We start from the raw sequence: 25,218 nt of genomic DNA, 5'->3' as shown, positions 1-25,218 counted from the left end.
TCCGGGTTTTCGGGTCCACGTGCCGAGCCTAACCGGCCCCGCCCAGCGCCCAGCGGGCGACCGTCTCGTAACGCGGCTGCTCCCCCGGCGTCCCGGAGCGCGGCAGGTTGCTGCGGACGAGCGTCAGCTCGGCGACGGTCCAGGTACGGCCGGCGAACGCGTCCAGGGCCTGGACGTACGGCCGTACGTCCACCGCCTCGCGGCTGCGGGCCACGGTCAGGTGCGGCTGGTACCGCCGGTGCTCCCCCATGGGGACGCCGGCCTTGCGGGCCGCCGCCTCGGCGCGGTCGGCCAGCAGCCGCAGGGTCGCGACATCGCCGTCCACGCCGGTCCACAGCGCCCGCCCGTGTCCGAACCGGCCGCCGCCGCGCAGCGCCAGCCGGAACGGCTCGGTACGGCGCGCCGCCCGCTCCAGGCGGGCCGACAGGCCGGGGACGAGGGCGTCGTCGACCTCGCCGTAGAAGGCGAGCGTGAAGTGCCAGCCGGGCCGCCCGGTCCACCGCAGCCGGTCCGCACCGGCCAGGGCGCGCAGCGCGTCCACCTGGGCGGCCAGCTCCCCGGCCACGTCATCGGGCGGCAGCACAGCGGCGAAGAGTCTCATACGGCCACCCTGACACAAGGCCCCCCGACGCCCGGCCCACCCGGACACCGGGGCCACCACGCACCGCGTCGGCCCGCCGGGGGCGACCCCGGCGGGCGCCGGTGTCCAGGTGATCCGGTGTCCAGGTGATCCGGCCGGTCGTGCCCCGGCACCGGGAGGGGCCGTCACGAGCGGCCCCTCCCGCGGGACGGCGTCCCGGCCGGGACCACTGTCCAGGGCCGCTGGCCTTGAAGCCCACCGCCCACGAGCCAGCCCACCGCAGACGGCCACGGCTCGCTCGGGGGCCCGGGAAGGACCGGGCGGGCGGGGGGACCAGGCGGCAGGAACCGGGCGAGCGGGGGAACCGAGCGCTCGGGGCCCGTGGCTCACCGCGGCAGACAGCCGCAGGGCGCCGCAGGCGGCCGTCGGCCCCGCTGGCGGACGCGGGGGCGTCCGCCGACCGCAGGCCCGCTGGCGGGCGCGAGGCGTCCGGGGGGCCAGGGCCTCCGACGACCGCAGGGCATCCGGGGGGCGCAGGACCCGCTGGCGGGCGCGAGGCGTCCGACGGGCGCGAGGCCTCCGGGGGGCCAGGGCCTCCGACGACCGCAGGGCCTCCGGGGGGCGCAAGCCCCACTGGCGGGCGCGAGACGTCCGACGGGCGCGAGGCCTCCGGGGGGCCAGGGCCTCCGACGACCGCAGGGCCTCCGGGGGGCGCTAGCCCCACTGGCGGGCGCGAGGCCTCCGGTGGGCGCAGGGCCCGCTGGCGGGCGCGAGGCCTCCAGCGGACGCGAGGCCTCCGGTGGCCGCAGGCCCTCCGGCGACCGCAGGGCCTCCGGCGACCGCGAGCCCCGCTGGCGGGCGCAAGGCGCCCGACGAGCGCTGGGCTCCGACAGACGCGAGCGTCCGACGGGCGCGGGGCATCCGGCGGGCGCGGGGCATCCGGCGGGCGCGGGGCATCCGGCGGGCACAGGGCCTCCGACAGACGCGAGGCGTCCGGCGGCCGCAGGGCCTCCGGCTACCGCGAGCCCCGCTGGCGGGCGCAAGGCGCCCGACGAGCGCTGGCCTCCGACGGGGCGCAGGCCCTCCGGCGCCCCGTCGGCCCCGCTGGCAGGCGTGGGGCACCCGGGCGGCGCCGGGTGGGGTCAGGCCGCCGTGGTCAGGCGTTCGCGTTCGCGGGGGACGAAGCGGACTGTGGGGTGGCCGTGGTGCCAGCCGACGGCGAGGCGCAGGCCGCCGGTGCGGGCCAGGACGAGGGCGATCACGGCGGCGGCCAGCGCGGCGATCGCACCGCCCGCGGCGAGGCCGACGCGCGCGCCGTAGGTGTCGGTGATCCAGCCGACGATCGGGGCGCCGACCGGGGAGCCGCCGAGGAAGACCATCATGTAGAAGGCCATCACCCGGCCGCGCATGGCGGGGTCGGTCGCCATCTGGATGCCGGTGTTGGCGGTGACGTTCACCGTCATGCCGAAGACGCCGAGCGGCACCATCAGCGCCGCGAACATCCACAGCTGCGGCGACGCCGCGGCGACGATCTCCACCGCGCCGAACACCATCGCCGCCGTGCTCAGCACCCGCAGCCGGGCCGTGCCGCGCCGGGCGGCGAGCAGGGCGCCGGCGACGGAGCCGACCGCCATCAGGGTGTTGAACAGGCTGTAGGCGCCGGCGCCGGCGTGGAAGACGTCGTCGGCGAAGGCGGAGAGGTAGACGGGGAAGTTGAAGGCGAAGGTGCCGACGAAGCCGACCAGCACGATCGGCCAGATCAGCTCGGGGCGCGCGGCGACGTAGCGCACGCCCTCGCGGAGCTGGCCCTTGCCGCGCGGGGCGCGCTCGACGACGTGCAGTTCCCGGGAGCGCATGAGCAGCAGTCCGGTGATGGGCGCGACGAAGGACAGCCCGTTGAGCAGGAACGCCCAGCCGGTGCCGACGCCGGTGATCAGCAGGCCCGCGACGGCGGGGCCGATCAGGCGGGCGGACTGGAAGTTCGCCGAGTTCAGGCTGACCGCGTTCTGCAGCCGGCCGGGGCCGACCAGCTCGCTGACGAAGGACTGGCGGGCCGGGTTGTCGACGACCGTGGCGAGGCCGACGGCGAAGGCGGCGACGTACACGTGCCACACCTGGACGTGGCCGGTCAGGGTGAGCGCGGCGAGCGCGAGGCCGGTGACGGCCATCGCGGTCTGGGTGACCAGCAGGGTGGGCCGCTTGGGCAGGCGGTCGACGAGGACGCCGCCGTACAGGCCGAAGAGCAGCATCGGCAGGAACTGCAGGGCCGTGGTCACGCCGACGGCGGTGGCGGAGCCGGTGAGGCTGAGCACCAGCCAGTCCTGGGCGATGCGCTGCATCCAGGTGCCGGTGTTGGAGACGACCTGTCCCATGAAGTACAGGCGGTAGTTCCTGATCTTCAGGGAGCTGAACATGGAGGCCTTGCGCGGGGCCTCGGCGGCGGATGAGGTGTCGTGGGTGGTCGGTGCGGGGGCGGAGTGTGCTCCGGATCCCGTACTCAAAAGGGTTCGCCTCCTCCTTGCTACGGCTGCTTTACAGGTGCGCGAGCTTCTCCAGCACGGGGGCGGCGGCGCGCAGCTTGGCCCACTCGTCCTCGTCGAGGCCCTCCACCAGGGTGGCGAGGAAGGCGTTCCGCTTTCTGCGGCTCTCCTCGAGCATGGCCTCGGCCTGTTCGGTCGGGGTCACCACCTTCTGGCGCCGGTCCTCGGGGTGCGGCTCCAGCCGGACCAGTCCCTTGGACTCCAGCAGTGCCACGATGCGGGTCATCGACGGCGGCTGCACGTGCTCCTTGCGGGCGAGCTCACCGGGGGTGGCCCGGCCGCAGAGGGAGAGGGTGCCCAGCACCGACATCTCGGTGGGGCTCAGCGACTCGTCGACCCGCTGGTGCTTGAGCCGACGGGAGAGCCGCATCACGGCGGAGCGCAGGGAGTTCACGGCGGCCACGTCGTCGCCATGGGTGAGGTCCGGCATAGTCATTAGCATATCTCATTACTCTCGCTAAAGACCACTCGCCCCTGCCATCACCCGTCCGGGTGATCCGGAAGCAGAATCCGACACACCGCGCCCGGCGTGCGCCGACCCTCGTCTCCATGGGGACCAGCGTGCTCAGCCTGCGGATAGACGGGGAGCTGCTCGAACGGCTCCGGCACCACGCGGCGAAAAGAGGAATGAGCGTCCAGGACTATGTCGTCCGGACGCTCATCCGTGATGACTTCGACGAGCGCTTCCAGGCGGCCGTCGAGGAGACAGAGAGGTTCTACGGCGTCGAGGGCGTCACGTGAGCTGCCGTGCGAGGCGTCCCGTGAGGTGCCGTGCGAGGCGTCCCGTGAGCTGCCGTGCGAGGCGTCCCGTGAGCTGCCGTGCGAGGCGTCACGTGAGCTGCCGTGCGAGGCGTCACGTGAGCTGCCGTGCGAGGCGTCACGTGAGCCCCAGCGCCGGCATCAGGTAGTAGAAGGCGAACACCGCGGCCACCACGTACATCGCCGCCGGGACCTCCCGGCTCCGGCCGGCCGCCAGGCGCAGCACCACGAAGGTGATGAAGCCCATGCCGATGCCGTTGGTGATCGAGTAGGTGAACGGCATCATCAGCATCGTCACGAACGCCGGGATGGCGATCGTGTGGTCCGCCCAGTCGATCTCCTTGACGGAGCCCGCGAGGATCAGGAAGCCCACCGCGACCAGCGCCGGGGTGGCCGCCTGCGACGGCACCATGGTGGCGACCGGCGTCAGGAAGAGGGCCACGGCGAACAGACCGCCGGTGACGACGTTGGCGAAGCCGGTCCGCGCGCCCTCGCCGACACCGGCCGTGGACTCCACGAACGCGGTGGTCGCCGAGGAGGAGCTGGCGCCGCCCGCGGCGACCGCGATGCCGTCGACGAACAGGACCTTGTTGATGCCCGGCATCTGCCCCTGGGCGTCGGTCAGCCTGGCCTCGTCGCCGACGCCCATGATCGTGCCCATGGCGTCGAAGAAGCACGACAGCAGCACGGTGAACACGAACAGGACGCCGGTCAGCACGCCGACCTTCTCGAAGCCGCCGAACAGGCTGACCTCGCCGACCAGGCCGAAGTCCGGGGTGGCGACCGGGTTGCCCGGCCACTTCGGGGTCGTCAGGCCCCAGGAGGGCACCTTGGCGACGGCCTCGATGACGACCGCGACGACCGTCATCACGACGATCGAGATCAGGATGGCGCCGGGCACCTTGCGCACGATCAGCGCGAGGGTGAGCAGGGCGCCGAGCACGAAGACCAGCACCGGCCAGCCGTTGAGGTGACCGTCACCGCCGAGCTGGAGCGGGACGGTGGTGTGGGCGGCGTCCGGGATCCGGGAGACGAAGCCGGCGTCGACCAGGCCGATCAGCATGATGAACAGGCCGATACCGATGGAGATCGCCTTGCGCAGGCCGAACGGCACCGCGTTCATCACCCGCTCGCGCAGACCGGTGGCGACCAGCAGCATCACCACGAAACCGGCGAGCACCACCATGCCCATCGCGTCCGGCCAGGACATCCGGGGCGCGAGCTGGAGCGCCACCACCGAGTTCACGCCGAGACCGGCGGCGAGCGCGATCGGCACGTTGCCGATGACACCCATCAGCAGGGTGGTGAACGCCGCGGTCAGCGCGGTCGCGGTGACCAGCTGGCCGTTGTCCAGCTGGTTGCCGTACATGTCCTTCGCGCTGCCGAGGATGATCGGGTTCAGCACGATGATGTAGGCCATCGCGAAGAAGGTCGCGAGACCGCCGCGGACCTCGCGCGCCAGGGTGCTGCCACGCTCGGAGATCTTGAAGTAGCGGTCGAGGGCGCCGGGGAGCGACGCCTTGCCCGGCTGCTCGGGCGTGGGGACCTTGGCGGGTGCCGAGGTGGGCATTGGTGTGTTCCTACGAGCAGAAGTGGACAGAGACAAACGGTCTCAGTATGAACATATGAGTTCCTTGATTGCCATCTCCGCGCGTAGACCCCCTCCAGGCCTAGACTGACCCGCATGGCGAAGTGGACCCCCAAGCACGAGGCGCCGGAGCCCCTGGAGGGCCCCGTGGTCGCCACCATCACCGGCGGCACGATCCTCTGGTTCGTCCTCTTCCTGGTCCAGCTCCCCTTCTACGGCTGGTTCGACGAGCGCGGCCACACCTGGTGGCTGTGGACCTGCCTGGCCGGCGGCGGCCTCGGCCTGATCGGCGTCTGGTACGTCCGCAGGCGCGACCAGGCGCTCAAGCGCGCGGAGCGCGAGAAGGCCTCCGCCGCGTAGGCGTCCACCGCCGGGGCGCCCCCGACCGCCCCCCACCCGGCCCGTAGTACCACGGCACGACCCGCGTCCTACCGTGGTCGGATCTTCCCCGCGTCCGGGCGGTGAACGGCCATGGCCGCACGTACCGTCGAAGGCATGACGCACATCGACGCGGACGGCCGGCCCGGATCCGCGCACCCCGTGCGCACGCCCTCGCCGGGCGGGCTGACGGCCGCGGAGGTGGCCGAGCGGGTGGCGCGCGGACAGGTCAACGACGTGCCGGTGCGCAGCAGCCGGTCGATGACGGACATCGTCCGGGCGAACGTCTTCACCCGGTTCAACGCGATCATCGGCGTGCTCTGGGTGATCATGCTGTTCGTCGCGCCGATCCAGGACGGCCTGTTCGGCTTCGTCATCCTCGCCAACACCGGGATCGGCATCGTCCAGGAGTGGCGGGCCAAGAAGACCCTCGACTCGCTCGCGCTGATCGGCGAGGTGCGGCCCACGGTGCGCCGCGACGGCGCCGCCGCCGAGATCGGCACCTCCGAGATCGTGCTGGACGACGTGATCGAGGCCGGGCCCGGCGACAAGATCGTGGTCGACGGGGTGTGCGTCGAGGCGGACGGCTGGGAGATCGACGAGTCCCTGCTGACCGGCGAGGCCGACCCGGTCGTCAAACGCCCCGGCGACCAGCTGATGTCCGGCAGCTTCGTGGTCGCCGGCGGCGGCGCCTACCAGGCGACCCGGGTGGGCCGCGAGGCCTACGCCGCCCAGCTCGCCGAGGAGGCCTCCCGGTTCACGCTGGTCCACTCCGAGCTGCGCTCGGGCATCTCCACGATCCTCAAGTACGTCACGTGGATGATGGTGCCCACCGCCATCGGCCTGGTCATCAGCCAGCTGGTGGTCAAGGACGCCGACTTCAAGGACTCCCTCGCCCGGACCGTGGGCGGCATCGTCCCCATGGTCCCCGAGGGCCTGGTGCTGCTCACCTCCGTCGCCTTCGCGATCGGCGTGATCCGGCTCGGCCGCAAGCAGTGCCTGGTGCAGGAGCTGCCCGCCATCGAGGGCCTGGCCCGCGTCGACACGGTCTGCCTGGACAAGACCGGCACCCTCACCGAGGGCGGCATGGACGTCACCGGGCTGCGGGCGCTGAACGGCCACGACGAGCCGTACCTGCGCCAGGTCCTGGGCGCCCTCGGCGAGTCCGACCCGCGCCCCAACACCTCCCTCCAGGCGATCATCGACGCCTACCCGGAGGCCGACGGCTGGCGCTGCGTGGAGTCCCTGCCGTTCTCCTCGGTCCGCAAGTACAGCGGCGCCTCCTTCATCGAGGGCGACGGCGACACCAGCACCTGGCTGCTCGGCGCCCCCGACGTGCTGCTGCCCGCCGACGACCCGGCCCTCGGCGAGACCGAACGCCTCAACGAGCAGGGCCTGCGCGTGCTGCTGCTGGCCCGCGCCGCCGCCGACGGCCTCTCCTCCGCCGAGCTGACGCGGGGCGCGAAACCGGCCGCACTCGTCGTCCTGGAGCAGCGGCTGCGCCCCGACGCTGCCGACACCCTGCGCTACTTCGCCGAGCAGGACGTCCGCGCCAAGGTCATCTCCGGCGACAACGCGGTCTCCGTGGGCGCGGTGGCGGGCAAGCTGGGCCTGACCGGGGCGGTGGTGGACGCGCGCCGGCTGCCCGGCGACCGCGAGGGCATGGCGGCCGCCCTCGACGAGGGCACGGTGTTCGGGCGGGTCACCCCGCAGCAGAAGCGGGACATGGTCGGCGCGCTCCAGTCGCACGGGCACACGGTCGCGATGACCGGCGACGGGGTGAACGACGTGCTGGCGCTGAAGGACGCCGACATCGGGGTGGCCATGGGCTCCGGCTCGGAGGCGACCCGCGCGGTGGCGCAGATCGTGCTGCTGAACAACAGCTTCGCCACCCTGCCGTCGGTGGTGGCGGAGGGCCGCCGGGTGATCGGCAACATCACGCGCGTGGCGACGCTGTTCCTGGTGAAGACGGTCTACTCGGTGCTGCTGGCGGTCCTGGTCGTGTGCTCGCAGGTGGAGTACCCGTTCCTCCCCCGCCACCTCACCCTGCTGTCCACGCTCACGATCGGCGTCCCGGCCTTCTTCCTGGCGCTCGCGCCCAACAAGGAGCGGGCGAAGCCCCACTTCGTGCGGCGGGTGATGCGGTACGCGATTCCGGGCGGGGTGCTGGCCGCGCTGGCGACCTTCGCGACGTATCTGCTGGCCCGCCGGCACTACGGCGGGCCGGGCGCGCTGGACGCGGAGACCAGCGCCGCCACGCTGACGCTGTTCCTGATCTCGATGTGGGTGCTGGCGATCATCGCCCGGCCCTACACCTGGTGGCGGATCGCGCTGGTCGCGGCGATGGGTGCCGGGTTCCTGGTGGTGCTGGTGGTGCCGTGGCTCCAGGACTTCTTCGCGCTGCGGCTGGTCGGGGTGACGATGCCGTGGATCGCGGTGGGCATCGCGGCGGGCGCGGCGGCCGCCCTGGAGCTGCTGTGGCGCTGGGTCGGCCGCCGCTTCCCGGCCTGAGACGGACCTGGGTCGGACCGAACTGGGTTACTGCACGTCGACGAAGTCGCCCTTGGCGTTGACCGCCGGGGTGGTCGAGGTGCCCGCGAAGCTGTAGCGGTAGTAGCCGTCGACGCCGGCCTTGACGGTGGTCTTCAGGTTGCCCGTGGAGTCCGTCTTGATGGTCTTGACGTCGGTGTAGGTGGTGGTGCCGTCCTTGCGGAACTGGAGCTTCACCGGCTGGTTCGTGTAGCCGGCGTACTTGTGGGTCTCCCAGTTGGCGCGGGCCAGCTTGCCGGTGATGGTGAGGGTCTTGCCCTTCTGCACCGGCTCCGGCGTGGCGTCCACCGTCAGCGTCGAGTTGCGCTGGATCAGGGTGGTGCCGAGGCCGCCCTGCTCGGCGTAGCCGACCTTGGTGATGTCGAAGTCGAAGCCGTCCGGGTCCTGGCCGTTGAAGTCGACGGCCAGCGCGCCGCCCTTCCAGGTGCCGGCGTCGGAGTTGAGCAGGTCGTCCTGGCCCGGGTAGATGTCGATCTTGCCGGTGCAGGTGGCGGTGGTGGCCGAGGTCGCGGTGCAGGTGGCCGGCTTGTTGCCCATCAGCGGGACGGAGGTCGGCGCCTGCATGGTCCCGCGGTACAGGACCGGTGCGCTGAGGAAGTCGCCGGACTTGACGTTGACGTCCGCGTCGTGGGTCAGGGTGTAGCTGACCGTGGTGGAGACGTGCTGGGTGGTGCCGACCTTGACGGCCTTGGCGACCTTGAAGCCGGAGAAGCTGACGTTCAGGTCGTACGGCTGGCCGGCGGCGCGGTCGGTCGCGGCCCGGGCGATCCTCGCCACGTCGGCGCGGTAGTCGTCGTCCGCTGCGGAACCGCCGGCGGCCTGCGCGGCCGGGACGGCGAGGGCGGAGAGGGCCAGGGCGCCGGTGACGGCGGCCACGGTGGCTCGTATACGCATGCGTTCCCCAAGTGAATGATCGTGGAGCCGAGTCATGACTCATGTGATCAGATGGAGTTGAGGGGGCCGGGGTTGCTCCGGCGCCGTGCGCGGCTGAAAAGACAGCCGGAAAGCGGCACGGCCCCGGATGGCTTCCGGGGCCGTGCTCAACTGCCGTGTGTGCTCGGCTGCCTGATGACTACTGCACGTCGACGTAGTCACCCGCGGCGTTGACCGCCGGGGTGGTCGTGGTGCCCGCGAAGCTGTAGCGGTAGTAGCCGTCCGCGGTGGCGGTGACCGTGGTCTTCAGGTCGCCGTAGGTGTTCGTCTTGATGGTCTTCAGCGTGGTGTAGGTGCTGGAGTCCTTCTTGCGGTACTGGAGCTTGACCGACTGGCCCGAGTAGCCCGCGTACTTGCCCGTCTCCCAGTTGGCGCGGGTCAGCTTGCCGGTGACCGTGAGGGTCTTGCCCTTCTTCACGGGCTCCGGGGAGGCGTTGACGGTCAGCTTGGACAGGCGCTGGACCTTGTGGGTCTTGTAGTAGTCGTTCCCGTACTCGCTGCCGTCGTTGGCCAAGGCGGCCGCGGCCACGTGCCAGGTGCCGGCGAGGAAGTTGCCGTACAGGTCACCCTCGGCGCCCGGCAGCGCGGTGATCGTCAGCTTGCAGGTCGAGGTGGTGGAGCTGACCGCGGTGCAGGTGGCGGCGTCCTCGTTCGGCGCGAGCCAGCCGTCGATGTCGTCCTCGGCGCTGGTGCCGTGCCACAGGTCGATGTAGGCGTCGAGAATGCCGGTCGGGTGGCTCGCCTTGAGGGAGACCGTGAAGGTCTTGGCGTACGTGGTGCCGACGACGACGCTCTTGCCGGCGTTCACCGTGACGTTGGAGATGACCGGCGCCTCCTCCGCGGCGGCGGAGGTGCTGAACGCCGACTTGTTCGCGGAGACGCCGAAGCGCTCGGCGGCGCTCGGCCGGTCGATGTCGGCGTGGCTGTCCGCCTGCGCCACCGGCGCGACGACGGCGGTCAGGGCGAGGGCGCCGGTGACGGCGGCCACGGTGGTGCGAATACGCATGTGTTTCCTCAGCAGGTGGGAAAGAGCGATGGGAGTGGCGCGACCTACTGGACGTCGACGTAGTCACCCGCGGCGCTGACCGCCGGGGTGGTCGAGGTGCCCGCGAAGCTGTAGCGGTAGTAGCCGTCCGCGGTGGCGGTGACCGTGGTCTTCAGGTCGCCGTAGGTGTTCGTCTTGATGGTCTTCAGCGTGGTGTAGGTGCTGGAGCCCTTCTTGCGGAACTGGAGCTTCACCGACTGGCCGGAGTAGCCGGAGTACTTGTTCGCGTCCCAGTTCGCGCGGGTCAGCTTGCCCGTGACGGTGAGGGTCTTGCCCTTCTTCACCGGCTCCGGGGAGGCGTTGACCGTCAGCTTGGACAGGCGCTGGAGGGAGAAGCTCTTGGCGTTCTCCTTCTGGACGTAGTCGCCGTCCTTGCCGGAGGCGAAGACCCAGAGCTTCCAGCCGCCCGCGACCTTGTTGATGGCGTTCCCGCCCGGAACGAACGGGTAGTTCGCCGTGCAGTTCGCGGTGGTCGCGTTGACCTTCGTGCAGACCGAGAAGTCGTCCTCGGTGTGGGGAAGGGCCGCGCTGTCCGCGTTGTCCAGGTTCGCGCCGTGGTACGGCAGGGCCATGGCCTTGTCGACGCCCGAGTCGTCCTTCACCGTGAAGGAGACGGTGATCGTCTTGGTGGCGGACGCGCCGACGACGACGGGCTTGCCGCCGTTCACGGAGATGTTCGAGATCGTGGTGTCGCCGCGGATCTCGTCGGCCTGGGCGGCCGGGACCGCGACGACGGTGAGCGCCAGGGCGCCGGTGGCGACGCCGAGGGTGGCACGGATACGCATGTGTCTTCCCCGTGGAAAGCGAGGGGCCCCGCCGCCAGTCGTAACCGCCGCTTCGTGCGGTGCCGACGGGGCCCGAGTGATCACAGAGTCTGTTGACTCACGTGATCAGATTCGCGACACCGGTGAATGGTTGTACGGCTCGTGAAAAATTCGTGCGGGGGATTCCGCGCGGGGTGCGCACCGCGCCGGGGGTCAGTCGAACCACCGGTCCCGCGCCAGTTCCTCCGTCCGTGTCGGGTCCTCCAGCAGGGCCGCGACCTCGAAGCGGCGGGGCCACTGGCCGGCCGCCCAGGCGAGGCCCGCGGCGACGCCCTCCAGGGTGGCCGCGTGGAGCACCCCGTCGTCCGTGAGCCGCCAGTCGATCCCGACGCCGTCGACGACGAGTTCGTCGTGCTCGACGTACGACCGGGGCGTACGCGGACCCAGCAGCACCCGCACCGCGTCCGGCACCTCGTGCTCGGTGCCCTCGCTGGTCACCTCGCCGGTCACCGACTCGCTCAGCCGCCGTACCTGGAACAGCTCGGCCAGCTCGGCGGCCCGGTTCGGGCGGACCGGGAGCAGCGGCACCCCGGCGGTGAACGGCAGCAGGTCCGGGGAGTCGACGACGACCGCGTCGGCCGCGTCGACCACCTCGACCCGCCCGTCCACGACGGCCCGCAGCTCGTCGGGCAGGGTCACCTGCTCGGGGTCCAGTTCGGCCAGCGCGCCGTACAGCCCGTGCAGTTGGGCGGCGGTGACGTGCCGGCCGGGATCGGCGAGCCGGTCCAGCAGCTCGGCCGCCCCGCCCGGCTCGTCGAGCAGCGCCGCCACCGAGGTGCGCACCCCCAGTGCCCGCAGCACCTGCTCGTCGTCGAACCCGGTGGCGTCGGCCTCGTCGTACAGCCCGCGCAGCAGCGGGTCGCCGCCGGCGGCCAGCAGTCCGGCGGGCCGGCGCCCGTCGAGCACCGGGTGCCCGCGCAGCCACCACGCGGTGTAGGGCCGTACGACCTCGTGGGTGCCGTCGGGCAGCAGGATCCGCACCGGCTGGGTGAGGGCGTCGCGCAGCGGCGGCCGGGAGAGCAGGGCGAGGGCCTGCGGCCACTTGTCGTCGTCGACGAGGTCGAGGTCGCGCACGGCGACCAGCTCGGTCGCGACCGGCGGCACGGGCGTGTCCGGGAAGCGGTCGAGGATGTCCTCGCACCACACGTCCACGGCGTCCAGCAGCCCCGGATCGTCCGGCTCGGCGTAGTCGCCGTCCCTCGGCTCCAGCTCGTCCGGGTCGAGGACGACGTCCGTGGCCCGGACGAGCGCGAAGTTCACCAGGACTCCGCACGCGGCGAGCGGGGCCTGGCCGAAGCGTTCGGCCAGCTCGGCGTCCAGGAGGGGGAGTTCACCCTCCCGCATGACCCGGGCGAAGGGGCTGCCGGGGAAGACGAGTTCACCCGCGGGGGTCGGCTCGCCGTCCTCGTCCGGCAGGGCGAGCGCGCCCAGCCAGGGTTCGTCGCCGGGTTCCAGCCCCGCCTCCCGCACCAGCGTGAGCACGGTCTCGGCCAGTTCCTCGGGGTCGAGCGCGTCCTCTTCCCAGCCGGCGCCGCCGTCGTCCTCCAGGGAGGCGGCGACGGCGGCCCGCACCTGCGGCGTGGTCAGCACGGCCCGCGGCGTCGCCGGCAGCGCGCCCAGCTTCTCCAGCAGCGGATGCGCGGCGTCCGGGTGGGCGACCTTCAGGCCGAGCCGGGCCAGGAGGTCCGGTTCGGCCGCGGTGGCGTCGGGCAGCGGCAGCAGCACGCGGCGCGGCCCGATGGTCGAGGTGCCCCCGGCCAGCGGCACCGGCAGCCCCGACAGCCGGTCCGGGTCGATTCCGGTGAGGCTGTCGTACAGCCGCCACCACCAGCCGGGCTCCTTCTCCAGCCCGGCCAGCCGGTCCACGGCGTCCGTCAGCGGCACCCGCGCCACCCCCAGCGTCCGCAGCTCGACGCGCCGCTCCAGACCGGCCGGCAGCAGCGTGGGCAGCACCTCGGCGAGCACCCGCACGGTCTCCGCGCCGGCGCCCTCGACGACCTCGGCGTCCCGCGGCCGCAGCGACTCGGGCAGCTCGCTGTCGCCCTCGGCGGGCGGGAGGGCGGGCGGCAGGAAGGCCGTACGCGGCAGCCGGGCGAGGATCGCTTGGCGCAGCGCCCCGTCCAGCTCGCCCTTGCCCAGCGGACCGGGCACCAGGTCGATGATCCCGTCCGTCACCGGCCGCCAGCCGGCCAGCAGCGCGGCGTAGGCGTCCGCCGCCTTCTCGACGACGAAGTCGGTGAGCGGCCCCGGCGTGGCGTGCCGGCGGGTGGTGTCGAGGGGGAAGGACGCGATGAGCAGCGCGGGCACGCCCAGGGGTTCGTCGCTGGGAGTGGGCGCGTGCACGACGGGGGCGGTGCGGGGCCGCGCGGGCGCCCCGGTCTCGGGCTCCACGGGCACGGCCCAGGTGACGGACCAGTACGGCCGCAGCCGCTCCTCGACCGGCCGCCCGGCCAGCAGCTCGGGTGCCAGCGGACCGTGCGCGGAGGACGTCCGCCAGGTGGTCGTCCCGTCCCGCGAGTCCTCCACGACGGTCAGGTCGCCCTCGGTCCGCCGCCAGAGCGTGCGCGGCGCGTCGTCCCCGGTCTCGATGACGACCTCCTCCAGCCCCGGCAGGGTGAGGAGCAGCGCGTCGTCGACGGCGCGCAGCAGCCGCTCGGCGAGGTCGGCGGCGGGCGTGTCCCGCAGCGGCAGGATGACGGCGGTGTCGTACGGCTCGGGCGCGCGCCCCTCGGCGGCGAACGGCAGCCTCAGCAGCGGCACATGCCCGTCCCGCCGCCGGATCTCGTCGCCCAGTGCGGGGCTGTGCCGCGCCACGTCGGCGGCCAGGTCCCGGGCCTCGGCGAGCGACCAGCGCACGCCCCCGTGCCGGCCGACGACGGCGGGCTCGTCCGTCACGGCGAGCACGGCCGCGAAGCCGACGCCGAACCGTCCGACGGCACTCTCGTGGGTGTCCCGTTTGGCCGACGCCCGCAGGGTGGACAGGGACTCCACTCCGGCCGCGTCCAGCGGGGCTCCGGTGTTGGCGGCGACGAGCACCCCGTCCCGGAGGGTGAGCCGCAGCCGTCCCGGCACACCGGCGCGGGCCGCCGCGTCGGCGGCGTTCTGCGCGAGCTCGATGACGAGCCGGTCCCGGTAGCCGCCGAGGACCAGGTCCTCCTCGGCGTTGGCGTCCTCCCGGAACCGCGCCGCGCTGGTCGCCCACGCGTCCAGCACCCCGCGCCGCAGCCGCCCCGTCCCGAACGGATCGGCCCCCTCGGCCGCCGGCCGCACGTACTTGCTCACGTTGCCTTCTCCTCCTCGTGACGAGAGGACGAAGGTACCGCGATCGCGGGGGCCGTCCGGAGCGCCGGGTGGGCGCCCGCGCGACCACCCGCGATGGGCCGGCCGGATTACGAGTGGCCCAGCTCCGCCGTCTCCTCGTCCGTGACGTCCGGGACCGAGCCGGAGTCGCGGGCCGGGCGCAGCGGGAAGGGGTCGACGCGGGTCTCGTCGATGACGGGCGGGGCCGGCTGGGGCGGCTTGGGCATGACCGCGGCCTCGGAGTGGCCGCCGCAGCCGTAGGCCAGGGAGACCACGCGGCCGTCGGCGGGGGAGAACTCGTTGGCGCAGACGCCGAAGGCCTGGCCGAGGGAGCCGCCGATGGGGACGAGGAAGCCGCAGCTGACGCAGGAGGCGGGGGCCGCCTGGGCCATGGGGGTCTTGGCGCCGTACGCCTCCTCCCAGCGGTCGGCGGCGACGTGCAGGCCGTACCGGGACAGGACCCGGGCGCGGCGCATGCCGAGTTCCTCGGCGACGGCGGCGATGGAGCCGCGCGAGGGGGCCTGGGGGAGGTGGGCCGGGGTTTCGGCGGTCACCTCGGCGTCCTCGGCCTCGGCCAGTTCCGCCATGTCCTGGGAGACCGCGGAGTTCGGCGGGGTCTCGTCCTCGCCGGTGTAGCCGGGCTCCAGGCGGAGGTCCTCGGCGTCCGTGGGCAGGAGGTCTCCGGGGCCCATGTCGCCGGGGCGCAGGCGTTCGCTCCACGGCACCCATTCGGGGGCGAGGAGGGCGTCGGGGCCGGGCAGGAGGACCGCCTCGTCCACCGTGACGATCTTGGCGCGGGAGGCGCGGGCCACCGTCACGGCCCAGCGCCAGCCCCGGTAGCCCAGCTCTTTGCACTCGAAGAAGTGCGTGACAACGCGGTCGCCCTCGGAGACCAGCCCCGCGTGCTCCCCGACGACGCCGGGCGCGGCGGCCTCCTCGGCGGCGGCGCGGGCGAGGTCGACGGCCTCGGCGCACAGGCGGTCGGGGGTGCGGCTTCGCGTTGTCGCTGCGCTCACAGGTATCGCTTCTCTCCTACGCCGTCTTACGGGTGCGCCTTGCCTTGAGGCGGTGGGGGCGGCGGACGGAGCGGACCTGGGGACCGCGTCGACGTCCGTGTCCTCACGCTCTCGGGCACACCTACGTCATCCATTCTGCGGGATGCCGGTGAGGCGCGCGGCCGAGAACGTTCGCCACGGCGCGCTACGCACGCTACCTGTTCCCGTGCACTTGGCCTACACCGCCGCCCGGCCGATCCCCCCTCGGTTCGCCGCCGCCGCTGCCCCGAGTTCGCCGCCATCCGGCTCGTAACACCCTTACCCGTGCCGATCTCAGGGCACTATGACGGGGTGGCAGCCGCGAGGACACCCGGTGGCACCAGCGGAATCGGTGGGGCCGAGGGGAGCAGCCGAGGCAGCGGAACGGGCCGGTGGGGCGGCTCGCTCCGCGCGCTGGGACGTGCCCTGCACCTCCCGGTCACGGGGACGGCGCGCGGGATCCGGAAGGCGACGCACGCGCACGGCGCCGGCGAGTCGGGCCTGGGCAAGCTGATCGAGCTGCACGCGGTGAACGGCGCCGGCGATGTCATGATCACCGTCGCGCTCGCCTCGACCGTGTTCTTCTCCGTGCCGACCGACGAGGCGCGCGGGCGGGTCGCCCTCTACCTGGCGATCACGATGGCCCCGTTCACGCTCCTGGCGCCCGTGGTGGGCCCGCTGCTCGACCGGGTGCCGCACGGGCGGCGGGCCGCGATGGCGTGCGCGATGCTGGCGCGGGCGCTGCTCGCCCTGGTGCTGTCCGGGGCGGTGGTCTCGGGAAGCATCCAGCTGTATCCGGCGGCGCTCGGCGTGCTGGTGGCGTCGAAGGCGTACGGCGTGGTGCGCAGTGCCGTGGTGCCACGGCTGCTGCCGCCCGGTTTCTCGCTGGTGAAGGCGAACTCGCGGGTGACCCTCGGCGGGCTGCTGGCCACCGGGGTGGCCGCGCCCGTGGGGGCCGGGCTGCAGGCGCTCGGGCCGCGCTGGCCGCTCTACGGCGCCTTTGTGATCTTCGTCGCGGGAACGTTCCTGTCCTTCTCGCTGCCACGGAAGGTCGACTCGGCCAAGGGCGAGGACACCGCGCTGCTCGCGGCGGACGCGGACCATCTGCACGGCCCGCACCGCAAGCCGGTCAAGCGCCCGGGGCTGCGGACGGTCGGCATCGCCGTCACCCACGCCCTCGGCGTGAACGCGGCCATCCGCTGTCTGGCCGGGTTCCTGATCTTCTTCCTGGCGTTCCTGCTGCGCGAGCACCCGCTGACCGGGCAGAGCGCCGCCGTCTCGCTGGGCATGGTGGCGGTCGCGGCGGGCGTCGGCAACGCCTGCGGTACGGCGGTGGGGGCGGCGCTGCGGGCCCGCGCCCCGGAGGTCATCATCGTCACGGTCGTCGCGGTGGAGCTGGGGGTGGCGGTCATCGCGGCGGTGTTCTTCGGCGCGTTCCTGGTGGCGTGCCTGGCCGCGGTCGCCGGTTTCGCGCAGGCGCTGGCGAAGCTGTCACTGGACGCGCTGATCCAGCGGGACGTGCCGGAGCAGGTGCGCACCTCGGCGTTCGCCCGCTCGGAGACGCTGCTGCAGATGTCGTGGGTGCTGGGCGGCGCGATCGGCATCGCGATGCCGCTGAACGGCACGCTGGGGCTCGCCGTGGGCGCCGGTGTGCTGGCCGCCGGCTGGCTGACGACGGTGCGCGGGCTGCTCGGCTCGGCCCGGCACGGCGGCCGGCCGCGCGCGCGAGTGGCGTAACCCACGCCCTGCCGCCCACCCCCACCCGGGCGCTCGTCCTCGTGCGCCCGATAGCCTTCGGCCATGACCACGCTGCCCCGCGGCGAAGCCGCTAGTCAACACAGTGCTGGGCGACGCCGCCGCGCCGTCGCCGTTGCCGGCGCCGTTTCCGCCGGACTGCTCGTCCTGTCGGCCTGCGACAAGCCGACGCCGGTCTCGACCATCACGGTCGGTTCGGACTCGGTCAGCTCCGAGGCGACCTGCTACGAGGAGGGCAAGGTCCTCAAGGCGCAGGAGCTGGCCAAGTGCCTCAAGGAGAAGGACATCGACTCCCTCTCCGTCGACCCCGACGAGCTGGTGCGCTTCGGCGTCGACCCGGCCGTCGCGGACAAGGGCTGGATCATCATGATGAACGGCCAGCCGCTGCTGAACGAGCCCATCAAGAAGACGTACACGACCATCCCGGGCAGCGTGTTCTTCAACGCCCAGTACGGCGCGCAGGGCGACTCCACGCTGGTCTCCATCCGTGAGGGCGAGCGGGACGCCACCGGGCTGTGGTCCTTCAAGCTGAAGAAGGACGCCTGACCACGTCCCCGGTGGCACGCGTCCTGGTGGCCACCGCGGTCCCCGCCGAGCGGGACGCGGTGGCCAGGGCCTTTTCCCAGGCCGGCGGGCAGGAGTCCGGCGGGCCTGTCGTCATCGCCGCCGGTGTGGGTCCCGCCCGCGCCGCCGCCGCCTCGGCGACCGCCCTCACCGAGGCCGCCCGGGACGGCCGCCCCTTCCACCTGGTGGTCTGCGCCGGCATCGGCGGCGGCTTCGCGCCCGAGGCGCCGGTGGGCTCGCTGGTCGTCGCCGACGAGATCACCGCGGCCGACCTGGGCGCCGAGACCGCCGACGGTTTCGTGCCGGTCACCGAGCTGGGCTTCGGCACCGTCACCCACCGTCCCCCCGCCGCCCTGGTACGGGACGTCACGGCCGCCACCGGGGCCCGCGCCGGCACGATCCTCACCGTCTCCACGGTGACCGGCACCGCCGCGCGCGCCGCGGCCCTGCGGGCCCGCCACCCGCGCGCCCTCGCCGAGGCCATGGAGGGCTTCGGGGTCGCCGAGGCCGCCGCCGCGCACGGCGTGCCCGTGCTGGAACTGCGGGCCGTCTCCAATCCGGTGGGCCCGCGCGACCGCGCCGCCTGGCGGATCGGCGACGCGCTGACCGCGCTGACCGAGGGCTTCGGGAAGCTCGCACCCGTCCTGGAGGGTTGGACACCGGCATGAAGCTGCGGATCGCTTACTCCCCCTGCCCGAACGACACCTTCGTCTTCGACGCCCTGGCCCACGGCCGCGTCCCCGGCGCCCCCGGTCTGGACGTGACGTTCGCCGACATCGACGTCACCAACGGCATGGCCGAGCGCGGCGAGTTCGACGTGCTGAAGGTGTCGTACGCGGTGCTGCCGTACGTCCTCGACGAGTACGCCCTGCTGCCGTGCGGCGGGGCGCTGGGGCGGGGCTGCGGGCCGCTGGTGCTGACGCGGGAGCCGGGTACGGACCTGACCGGGCGTACGGTCGCCGTGCCCAGTGAGAGGTCGACGGCGTACCTGCTGTTCCGGCTGTGGGCGGCGGACACCGTGCCCGGCGGGGTCGGGCGGATCGTGGTGATGCCGTTCCACGAGATCATGCCCGCGGTGCGGGACGGGAGGGTGGACGCCGGACTCGTCATCCACGAGGCCCGCTTCACGTACCACACCTACGGGCTGCACAAGCTCGCCGACATGGGCGAGCACTGGGAGGACACCACCGGGCTGCCGATCCCGCTGGGCGCGATCATCGCGAAGCGGTCGCTGGGCGCGCCGGCCCTGCGGCGGCTCGCCGACTCGATCCGTACGTCCGTACGGGCCGCGTGGGACGACCCCGAGGCGTCCCGCCCGTACGTCATGGAACACGCCCAGGAAATGGACCCGGCCGTCGCCGACCAGCACATCGGGCTGTACGTCAACGAGTTCACCGCCGGCCTCGGCGACGAGGGCTACGCGGCGGTCCGCGGGCTGCTCACCCGCGCGGCGGCCGAGGGACTGGTGCCGCCCCTCGGCCCCGAGGCGCTGGATTTCCCGTGACGGTGTCCTACACGTCGAGCTGGTCGGCGACCGCGCGGAGCAGGCCGGCGATCTTCTTGCCGGAGGCCCGCTCCGGGTAGCGGCCCTTCTCCAGCATCGGGGTGATGTTCTCCAGCAGGGTCGTCAGATCCTGCACGATCGAGGCCAGCTCGTCCGGCTTCTTGCGCTGCGCGGCGGCGACCGACGGGGTCGGCTCCAGCAGGATCACCGACAGGGCCTGGTCGCCGCGCTGGCCGGCGACCACGCCGAATTCCACGCGCTGACCCGGCTTGAGCGTCTCCACTCCGGCGGGGAGAACCGAGGAATGGACGAAGACGTCACCGCCGTCGTCGCGGGAGAGAAAGCCGAAGCCCTTCTCGCTGTTGAACCACTTGACCTTGCCGGTAGGCACGTCTGTCCTCGTCCTCGTACTCGTCGGAAAACTGCTTCGGAAACGGCTTCTGATAGCACTACAGCGGGTCGTCACTGACCCGCCGGTACCAAGGCTAATGGTCCCGGGGCCGCTGACAAGACGTCGCCCGGCTGTTCCCTCGGGCTGGGAACTACCCTGGTCCGGTGCGTGACAAAACCCCACCGAATTCCGCCGCGCCCGGTGACCGGCTGATCCGTGCCGGCGCCGTCGTGTTCTTCCTCGGAGCCGTGGCCACGCTGGTCACCGTGGCCCCGCTGTTCCTCGGAACGACGCCGTTTCCGACGTACATGTTCGCATTGAGCATGCTGATGGGCGTCGGATTTCTGATCGCCGGTGCCGGGGTGATGCGGTCCATCGCCGCCGGCCGGCGTCAGGCGCGCGCCGCCTCCGGGGCGTCCGGGGCGCCGCCGGCCTCCGCCAGGTAGCCGGCCAGCCACCGCGGGAACGCGGTCAGGTCGGCGAGGACGACGTCGCTGCCGGCCGCGCGCAGCTCGTCCGCGCCGAACGGGCCGGTCGCCACCGTCACCGCCAGGGCGTCGGCGGCGCGGGCGGCGCGGATGTCGCCCAGGTGGTCGCCGACGTAGACGCCCGCGGCGTGCTCGCGCAGGGCCTGCGCCTTCGCCTCCGCCCACAGGTCGCCGACCAGGGCGTCCGGCTCGATGCCCAGGTGCCTCAGGTGCAGCGCGGCGTTCGGCTCGTACTTCGCCGTGACCACGATCGCGCGCCCGCCCGCCGCCCGGACGGCGGCGACGGCCTCGCGGGCGCCGGGGAGCGCGGGGGTGGCGGCGATGGCGTACCGCGGATACATCGACCGGTACAGGTCGGCCATCGCCGGGACCTCCTCCTCCGGGAACCAGTTCCGCAGCTCGTGCGCCAGCGGCGGGCCGAGGCGGGTGACCGCGAGGTCGGCGTCGACGAACGTGCCGGTGCGCTCGGCGAGCGCCTGGTAGCAGGCGCGGATGCCGGGGCGGGAGTCGATCAGGGTCATGTCCAGGTCGAAGCCGACGGTCAGCGGGGCGGAGGTCGCAGAGGCCATGCGGGCCATTGTGCCGACCGGCCGGTGACGCTCCGGCCGGGACCAGGGCGCACCGCCGCTCGCGGCGGCGTTCCCGGTCCGCCGGTCAGCGCTGTCTCTGCGACCGCCAGACCAGGAACGCCGCCGACGCGAGCGCCGCCCCCCGCACCACCCACGGCCAGGTCTCGCCGATCGCCGCGCCCATCGCGCCCTCGGGGATCGGCTCCCCCCAGCGGCCCTCCGTACGGCCCCACAGCCAGGTGAAACCGGCGGCGACCGCGAGACCGGGCAGGACCATGACCGCCCACTTGATCTCGGCCTGGGTCAGGCGGCGGGAGACGTAGACGATGAGCCAGCCGAAGGCGAGGACCAGGAGGTTGCCGAGGACCGCGCCCGCCACCAGGAGGGCGGCGGCGAACAGCAGCAGCGGGTTGCTCCAGCCGCCGGCGGCCGGGAGGAAGCGGCGGCGGCCCTCCCGCGGCTCCTCCTCCGCCTCGCCCGCCTCCTCGATGCCCTCGGCGTCCTCGGGCGCGGTCCGCGGCGCGGGGGGCTTCCCGGGCGCCGCCGGATCGCGCCGCGGGGGCGGCTTCAGCAGGTCGGGGATCTCCACGCCGCCGACGAACCCGGGCACCGCCTCCCCGGCGCCGAACGGGGTGTCCTCCACCCGCCACCAGTCCGGCTCGACCGCGCTGTCGCCGAGTTCGTGGGCGCCCGCCAGGTGGGGGGCGGCGGGGACGTCCGCGTCCGCGGTCCGCGGTTCGGCGGGGCGGGGGCGGGGGACGACGCGGCGCAGGCTCTTCGGCAGGCCGCGGGGCTGCTTGGCGGGCTTCTCGGGCTTCTCGGGGCGGCGCCGCGCGGTGCCCGTGGTCTCGTCCCGCTGGGCGGGGACGGCGGCGGGCGGCGGCTGCGGGGCGGTGCGCGTGCCGGTGCCGTCGCCCGCCGCCGTGACCACGTCGTCGGGGCTGCCCAGCCGGGCGATGATCCGGCGGACGGCGGCGGGGCTGTCCACCGGGACCTTCGCCCGCCGCCGGTCGATCTCGTCCCGCAACTGGTTGACCAGCCGCATGCGGGTGGCGGAGGGCAGCTGCCGCTGCTGCGCCACGTCGCCGACGCGGCTCAGATACTCGTAGACGACCTTGTCGCTCTCGATGCCCACGCTGTCCCCTCCGGGGCGGGTGTGCCGTTGTGCCGTTGTGCGCTGTGCCTTGCGTGTTGTGCGTGTTTCCGCCGGAACCGTCCCCGGGGGACGACGTTAGCGCAGGGGGCGGCGGCGGACGGTGTGTCAGCGGGGTTCGCGCGGACCGGACTTGTCCGCCTCCGGGCACCGCCGCGCGCAGCAGCCGGGGGTCTCGCGGCCGGGGGCGCGGCCGGGGTGCGGGCCCTCACCGGGCCGGTGCGGGCGGCTCGCGGGGGTCGTGCGGGGCTGATGCCGGCGGACGGCAGCCGCTACCGTTGGCCGGATGAGCACCGAGGAGAAGCCTGTGGCCCCTCGGTCCCTCGCGGAGGCGCTCCGCGGTCGGGACGACGCCTCGCTGGCCCGGCTCCTGCGCAGCCGGCCGGATCTCATCACGCCGGTGCCGACGGATCTGACGCAGCTGGCGACCCGGGCGGGGACGCGGGCCTCGGTGGTGCGGGCGCTGGAGCGGCTGGACCGGTTCGTGTCGCAGACGGCGCAGGCGCTGGCCGTGGCCGGGGACCCGGCGTCGTACGACGAGCTGCTGGGGCTGATGGCGGGGGACGACCGGGATCCGGTGGTGGCCGCCGCGCTGCCCCGGGCGCTGGGCGTGCTGCGGGAGCAGGCGCTGGTGTGGGGGGACGACGAGCGGCTGCGGCTGGTGCGCACCGCCCGGGAGCTGCTGGCGCCGTCGCCGCAGCACCCCTCGCCGACCGGGCTGGGGCCCACGGTGCGGGAGGCGACCGCGGGGATGTCGCCGGGGCGGATCCAGGAGATCGTGGCCGCGGCCGGGCTGCCGTCCACGCACGACGCGGTCTCCGCGGTGGCCTCGCTCACCGCGCTGTTCCGCGACCGCCGGCGGATGCGGGCGCTGCTCGCCGGGGCGCCCGAGGAGTCGCGGCAGGTGCTGGAGCGGCTGGTGTGGGGGCCGCCGTACGGGCAGGTGACCGCGGATCCGGCGCCCCGGCTGCGGTGGCTGCTGGACCGGGGGCTGCTGCTGCCGACCGCGCCGGGGACGGTCGTCCTGCCGCGCGAGGTGGCGCTGCATCTGCGGGGCGGGCGCGCGCACCGCGCGCCCGAGCCGGTGCCGCCGGCCGTCGAGGCCGCGGCCACGCACCGCCCGCAGGTGGTGGACGCCACCGCGGCCGGGCAGGCGCTGACCGCGCTGGCGACCGTGGAGGAGCTGCTGAAGGAGTGGGACGAGGGCGGCCCCGCGGTGCTGCGGGCCGGCGGGCTCAGCGTGCGCGACCTCAAGCGCACCGCCGTCGCCCTGGACGTCTCCGAGCCGGTCGCCGCGTTCTGGGTGGAGCTGGCCTACGCCGCCGGGCTGATCGCCTCCGACGGCGAGGCCGACGAGCGGTACGCGGCCACCCCCGCCTACGACGACTGGCTGGAGCGGCCCGCCGCCGAACGCTGGTCCCGCCTCGCCGAGGCCTGGCTCACCGCCACCCGCACGCCCGGACTGATCGGCGGGCGGGACGCCAAGGACCGCAGCCTGTCCGCGCTCGGCCCCGGCCTCGACCGCTCGGCCGCGCCGGAGGTACGGCACCGGGTGCTCACCCTGCTCGCCGGGCTGCCCGAGGGCGCCGCCCCCGGCACCGCATCGCTGCTGGCCCGGCTGCGCTGGGAGCGGCCCTCGCGCGGGGGCCGGGACACCGAGGACGACCTGCGGGCCCGGCTCGCGCAGTGGACGCTGTCGGAGGCGGAGCTGCTGGGCGTGACGGGGCGCGGCGCGCTGTCCCGCCACGGGCGCGCTCTCCTCGGCGCGAGCGCCCCCGCGCCCGCCCCCGCGCACACGCCGGAGCACGCTCCCGCCGCCGAGCCGCGGGGCCCCGGCGACAAGCTCCCCGTGCACCACCACCATCACCACGATCACCACCACCACGCGGTGCCCGCCGTCCCCGAGCCGCTCTCCCCCGCCGAGCAGGCCACGGCCACCGCGGCCGCCGCCCGGGTGCTCGCCCCGCTGCTGCCCGAGCCGCTGGACCACGTGCTGCTCCAGGCCGACCTGACGGCCGTGGCGCCGGGTCCGCTCCAGCGCCCGCTGGCCGAGACGCTGGGCGTGCTCGCGGAGGTGGAGTCGAAGGGCGGGGCGACGGTGTACCGGTTCACGCCCGCCTCGGTGCGCCGCGCCCTGGACGCCGGCCGCACCGCCGCCGACCTGCACGCCTTCCTCGCCGAGCACTCCCGTACGCCGGTGCCGCAGCCGCTCGCCTATCTGATCGACGACGTGGCCCGCCGCCACGGTCATCTGCGGGTCGGCGCCGCCTCGGCGTACGTCCGCTGCGACGACGACGCCCTGCTCAGCGAGATCCTGGCGGACAAGCGGGCGGCGGGCCTGCGGCTGCGCCGCCTCGCCCCGACGGTGCTGGCCGCGCAGGCGGACCCCGCGAGCCTGCTGGAGGGGCTGCGCGCGATGGGCTTCGCCCCGGCCGCCGAGTCCGCCGAGGGCGACGTGCTGATCACCCGCGCGCACGCCCACCGCACCCCGCCGCGCACCGCCCCCGAGCCGGTGCCGGACGGGCCGCCGGTGCCCGACGCGACGCTGCTCTCCGCCGCCGTCCGGGCGATCCGGGCGGGCGACCTGGCCGCCACCGCCCCGCGCAAGCCGGGCGACGGCGGCGCGCCGGGCGGGCCGGCCCCGGCCGCGCCGGGCGCGCTGCCGCGCACCGGCTCCGCCGAGACGCTGGCCACCATGCAGGCCGCGGTGCTCACCGGGCAGTCGCTGTGGATCGGCTACGTGAACGCGGAGGGCGCCGCGAGCCAGCGGGTCATCGCCCCGGTGCGGGTCGAGGGCGGCTTCGTGACGGCGTACGACCACACCTCGGACGAGGTCCGCACCTTCCCGCTGCACCGGATCACGGGCGTGGCGGAGCTGGCGGACGAGGGCAGCTGACGCGCGCCGGCGCGAAGCTCACCCGTACGGGTGTACGTCCGCGTTCATGCACGCCACGCCGGGAGTTTCCCACCCTTGGGGGAGCTTGCCGGGCCCGTCGCATTCCGGGGGGAACCGCCGGGCAGCCACCGGGTGTCCTGGTCCCGCCCGAGCCGCCGGACGCGCGGCTCGGGCCTAGCACAGCCGAAAGGAACCCCCCATGCGCGCAGCCCGTCGAGTGGCAGCCGTCCTGTCCGCCGCCGCCCTGATGTTCGGTGCCCTGACCACTCAGGCGGCGGCCATCAGCATCGATGTCGCCGGACTGGTCATCGAGACGCCGCAGGTCTGATCCACCGCCGTCGCACGGCACAGGGCCGGTCCCGTTCAG

The 25,218-nt window shown here is 74.0% G+C and carries 22 protein-coding genes; 10 read left to right on the top strand and 12 right to left on the bottom strand.

All coding sequences use genetic code 11. The features are described 5' to 3' along the window. Nucleotides 1-28: 28 nt before the first annotated feature. The 3 genes from thpR to AB0K92_RS05010 all read right to left on the bottom strand — a co-directional run bounded on the left by thpR (nucleotide 29) and on the right by AB0K92_RS05010 (nucleotide 3,550). Nucleotides 29-601, bottom strand: a complete 573-nt coding sequence (gene thpR, locus AB0K92_RS05020) for an RNA 2',3'-cyclic phosphodiesterase (RefSeq protein ID WP_365919495.1) — start codon at nucleotides 599-601, stop codon at nucleotides 29-31. 1,121 nt (nucleotides 602-1,722) lie between these two features. After that, nucleotides 1,723-3,081: an MFS transporter gene (locus AB0K92_RS05015; RefSeq protein ID WP_365919493.1), complete on the bottom strand. Its 1,359-nt coding sequence runs from the start codon at nucleotides 3,079-3,081 to the stop codon at nucleotides 1,723-1,725. A gap of 31 nt (nucleotides 3,082-3,112) precedes the next feature. Then, nucleotides 3,113-3,550, bottom strand: a complete 438-nt coding sequence (locus AB0K92_RS05010; protein ID WP_165999866.1) for a MarR family transcriptional regulator — start codon at nucleotides 3,548-3,550, stop codon at nucleotides 3,113-3,115. A gap of 119 nt (nucleotides 3,551-3,669) precedes the next feature. Here AB0K92_RS05010 and AB0K92_RS05005 point away from each other — a divergent pair, with 119 nt between their 5' ends. Continuing rightward, entirely contained in the window at nucleotides 3,670-3,861 is a 192-nt protein-coding gene (locus tag AB0K92_RS05005; RefSeq protein ID WP_365919491.1) for a ribbon-helix-helix protein, CopG family, read from the top strand. Between the two features lie 136 nt (nucleotides 3,862-3,997). On the opposite strand, the gene AB0K92_RS05000 is transcribed toward AB0K92_RS05005, so the two are convergent. After that, nucleotides 3,998-5,449 (bottom strand): NCS2 family permease, encoded by a 1,452-nt coding sequence (locus tag AB0K92_RS05000; protein WP_365919489.1) that lies wholly within the window; start codon nucleotides 5,447-5,449, stop codon nucleotides 3,998-4,000. 114 nt (nucleotides 5,450-5,563) lie between these two features. Here AB0K92_RS05000 and AB0K92_RS04995 point away from each other — a divergent pair, with 114 nt between their 5' ends. After that, nucleotides 5,564-5,827, top strand: coding sequence for a DUF2530 domain-containing protein (locus AB0K92_RS04995; RefSeq protein WP_365919487.1), 264 nt, complete (start codon nucleotides 5,564-5,566; stop codon nucleotides 5,825-5,827). A gap of 135 nt (nucleotides 5,828-5,962) precedes the next feature. After that, nucleotides 5,963-8,356, top strand: coding sequence for an HAD-IC family P-type ATPase (locus tag AB0K92_RS04990; protein ID WP_365919485.1), 2,394 nt, complete (start codon nucleotides 5,963-5,965; stop codon nucleotides 8,354-8,356). A 27-nt stretch (nucleotides 8,357-8,383) separates the two neighbouring features. On the opposite strand, the gene AB0K92_RS04985 is transcribed toward AB0K92_RS04990, so the two are convergent. From AB0K92_RS04985 to AB0K92_RS04965, 5 genes are all read right to left on the bottom strand, one after another. Next, nucleotides 8,384-9,289 (bottom strand): DUF5707 domain-containing protein, encoded by a 906-nt coding sequence (locus tag AB0K92_RS04985; protein ID WP_365919483.1) that lies wholly within the window; start codon nucleotides 9,287-9,289, stop codon nucleotides 8,384-8,386. Nucleotides 9,290-9,467: 178 nt separating this feature from the next. Next, nucleotides 9,468-10,334: a calcium-binding protein gene (locus tag AB0K92_RS04980; RefSeq protein ID WP_365919481.1), complete on the bottom strand. Its 867-nt coding sequence runs from the start codon at nucleotides 10,332-10,334 to the stop codon at nucleotides 9,468-9,470. A gap of 44 nt (nucleotides 10,335-10,378) precedes the next feature. Continuing rightward, entirely contained in the window at nucleotides 10,379-11,158 is a 780-nt protein-coding gene (locus tag AB0K92_RS04975; RefSeq protein WP_365919479.1) for a calcium-binding protein, read from the bottom strand. Between the two features lie 192 nt (nucleotides 11,159-11,350). Next, on the bottom strand, nucleotides 11,351-14,479 hold the full coding sequence (locus tag AB0K92_RS04970) for a molecular chaperone Hsp90 (RefSeq protein WP_365919477.1): 3,129 nt from the start codon (nucleotides 14,477-14,479) through the stop codon (nucleotides 11,351-11,353). A 107-nt stretch (nucleotides 14,480-14,586) separates the two neighbouring features. Beyond that, complete coding sequence (locus AB0K92_RS04965; protein ID WP_365919475.1) at nucleotides 14,587-15,513, bottom strand: DUF3027 domain-containing protein; 927 nt, start codon at nucleotides 15,511-15,513, stop codon at nucleotides 14,587-14,589. Between the two features lie 330 nt (nucleotides 15,514-15,843). Between AB0K92_RS04965 and AB0K92_RS04960 the strand changes: the two genes are divergently transcribed. The 4 genes from AB0K92_RS04960 to AB0K92_RS04945 all read left to right on the top strand — a co-directional run bounded on the left by AB0K92_RS04960 (nucleotide 15,844) and on the right by AB0K92_RS04945 (nucleotide 19,354). Further along, on the top strand, nucleotides 15,844-17,268 hold the full coding sequence (locus AB0K92_RS04960; RefSeq protein ID WP_365919473.1) for an MFS transporter: 1,425 nt from the start codon (nucleotides 15,844-15,846) through the stop codon (nucleotides 17,266-17,268). Nucleotides 17,269-17,331: 63 nt separating this feature from the next. Further along, nucleotides 17,332-17,832 carry a DUF2771 domain-containing protein gene (locus AB0K92_RS04955; RefSeq protein ID WP_165999890.1) on the top strand — a complete coding sequence of 167 codons (501 nt, stop codon included), beginning with the start codon at nucleotides 17,332-17,334 and terminating at the stop codon, nucleotides 17,830-17,832. Then, nucleotides 17,802-18,518: a futalosine hydrolase gene (locus AB0K92_RS04950; protein ID WP_365919472.1), complete on the top strand. Its 717-nt coding sequence runs from the start codon at nucleotides 17,802-17,804 to the stop codon at nucleotides 18,516-18,518. The genes AB0K92_RS04955 and AB0K92_RS04950 overlap by 31 nt, the downstream gene beginning before the upstream one ends. Next, nucleotides 18,515-19,354, top strand: a complete 840-nt coding sequence (locus AB0K92_RS04945) for a 1,4-dihydroxy-6-naphthoate synthase (protein WP_365919470.1) — start codon at nucleotides 18,515-18,517, stop codon at nucleotides 19,352-19,354. Before AB0K92_RS04950 ends, AB0K92_RS04945 begins: the two co-directional genes overlap by 4 nt. 7 nt (nucleotides 19,355-19,361) lie before the next feature. Here the strand turns inward: AB0K92_RS04945 and AB0K92_RS04940 are convergent, their stop codons facing one another. Further along, nucleotides 19,362-19,745: a cold-shock protein gene (locus AB0K92_RS04940; RefSeq protein WP_165999894.1), complete on the bottom strand. Its 384-nt coding sequence runs from the start codon at nucleotides 19,743-19,745 to the stop codon at nucleotides 19,362-19,364. A gap of 164 nt (nucleotides 19,746-19,909) precedes the next feature. Here AB0K92_RS04940 and AB0K92_RS04935 point away from each other — a divergent pair, with 164 nt between their 5' ends. Further along, nucleotides 19,910-20,191: a hypothetical protein gene (locus tag AB0K92_RS04935; protein WP_165999896.1), complete on the top strand. Its 282-nt coding sequence runs from the start codon at nucleotides 19,910-19,912 to the stop codon at nucleotides 20,189-20,191. Here AB0K92_RS04935 and AB0K92_RS04930 read toward each other — a convergent pair. Together AB0K92_RS04930 and AB0K92_RS04925 are read right to left on the bottom strand one after the other, a co-directional pair. After that, the gene (locus tag AB0K92_RS04930) at nucleotides 20,137-20,811 is read right to left on the bottom strand and encodes a haloacid dehalogenase-like hydrolase (RefSeq protein WP_365919467.1); all 675 of its coding nucleotides are present in this window, start codon (nucleotides 20,809-20,811) and stop codon (nucleotides 20,137-20,139) included. The genes AB0K92_RS04935 and AB0K92_RS04930 overlap by 55 nt on opposite strands. A 76-nt stretch (nucleotides 20,812-20,887) precedes the next feature. Further along, nucleotides 20,888-21,937: a hypothetical protein gene (locus tag AB0K92_RS04925; RefSeq protein ID WP_365919465.1), complete on the bottom strand. Its 1,050-nt coding sequence runs from the start codon at nucleotides 21,935-21,937 to the stop codon at nucleotides 20,888-20,890. A 304-nt stretch (nucleotides 21,938-22,241) separates the two neighbouring features. On the opposite strand from AB0K92_RS04925, the gene AB0K92_RS04920 reads away from it, so the two are divergent. Next, the gene (locus AB0K92_RS04920; RefSeq protein ID WP_365919463.1) at nucleotides 22,242-24,851 is read left to right on the top strand and encodes a helicase C-terminal domain-containing protein; all 2,610 of its coding nucleotides are present in this window, start codon (nucleotides 22,242-22,244) and stop codon (nucleotides 24,849-24,851) included. A gap of 199 nt (nucleotides 24,852-25,050) precedes the next feature. Then, nucleotides 25,051-25,179 (top strand): hypothetical protein, encoded by a 129-nt coding sequence (locus AB0K92_RS04915; protein ID WP_365919461.1) that lies wholly within the window; start codon nucleotides 25,051-25,053, stop codon nucleotides 25,177-25,179. Nucleotides 25,180-25,218 lie beyond the last annotated feature (39 nt).

The sequence above is a fragment of the Streptomyces sp. NPDC052687 genome (assembly GCF_040678395.1).
Taxonomy (GTDB): Bacteria; Actinomycetota; Actinomycetes; order Streptomycetales; family Streptomycetaceae; genus Streptomyces.
This window is presented reverse-complemented; position numbering and strand designations above follow the sequence as displayed.

Excerpts from the sequence above, each read along its gene's own strand:
- thpR (WP_365919495.1), bottom strand. The coding sequence starts at position 601 with ATGAGACTCTTCGCCGCTGTGCTGCCGCCCGATGACGTGGCCGGGGAG.
- AB0K92_RS05010 (WP_165999866.1), bottom strand. The coding sequence starts at position 3,550 with ATGCCGGACCTCACCCATGGCGACGACGTGGCCGCCGTGAACTCCCTG.
- AB0K92_RS05005 (WP_365919491.1), top strand. The coding sequence starts at position 3,670 with ATGGGGACCAGCGTGCTCAGCCTGCGGATAGACGGGGAGCTGCTCGAA.
- AB0K92_RS05000 (WP_365919489.1), bottom strand. The coding sequence starts at position 5,449 with ATGCCCACCTCGGCACCCGCCAAGGTCCCCACGCCCGAGCAGCCGGGC.
- AB0K92_RS04995 (WP_365919487.1), top strand. The coding sequence starts at position 5,564 with ATGGCGAAGTGGACCCCCAAGCACGAGGCGCCGGAGCCCCTGGAGGGC.
- AB0K92_RS04990 (WP_365919485.1), top strand. The coding sequence starts at position 5,963 with ATGACGCACATCGACGCGGACGGCCGGCCCGGATCCGCGCACCCCGTG.
- AB0K92_RS04985 (WP_365919483.1), bottom strand. The coding sequence starts at position 9,289 with ATGCGTATACGAGCCACCGTGGCCGCCGTCACCGGCGCCCTGGCCCTC.
- AB0K92_RS04980 (WP_365919481.1), bottom strand. The coding sequence starts at position 10,334 with ATGCGTATTCGCACCACCGTGGCCGCCGTCACCGGCGCCCTCGCCCTG.
- AB0K92_RS04975 (WP_365919479.1), bottom strand. The coding sequence starts at position 11,158 with ATGCGTATCCGTGCCACCCTCGGCGTCGCCACCGGCGCCCTGGCGCTC.
- AB0K92_RS04955 (WP_165999890.1), top strand. The coding sequence starts at position 17,332 with ATGACCACGCTGCCCCGCGGCGAAGCCGCTAGTCAACACAGTGCTGGG.
- AB0K92_RS04945 (WP_365919470.1), top strand. The coding sequence starts at position 18,515 with ATGAAGCTGCGGATCGCTTACTCCCCCTGCCCGAACGACACCTTCGTC.
- AB0K92_RS04930 (WP_365919467.1), bottom strand. The coding sequence starts at position 20,811 with ATGGCCCGCATGGCCTCTGCGACCTCCGCCCCGCTGACCGTCGGCTTC.
- AB0K92_RS04920 (WP_365919463.1), top strand. The coding sequence starts at position 22,242 with ATGAGCACCGAGGAGAAGCCTGTGGCCCCTCGGTCCCTCGCGGAGGCG.
- AB0K92_RS04915 (WP_365919461.1), top strand. The coding sequence starts at position 25,051 with ATGCGCGCAGCCCGTCGAGTGGCAGCCGTCCTGTCCGCCGCCGCCCTG.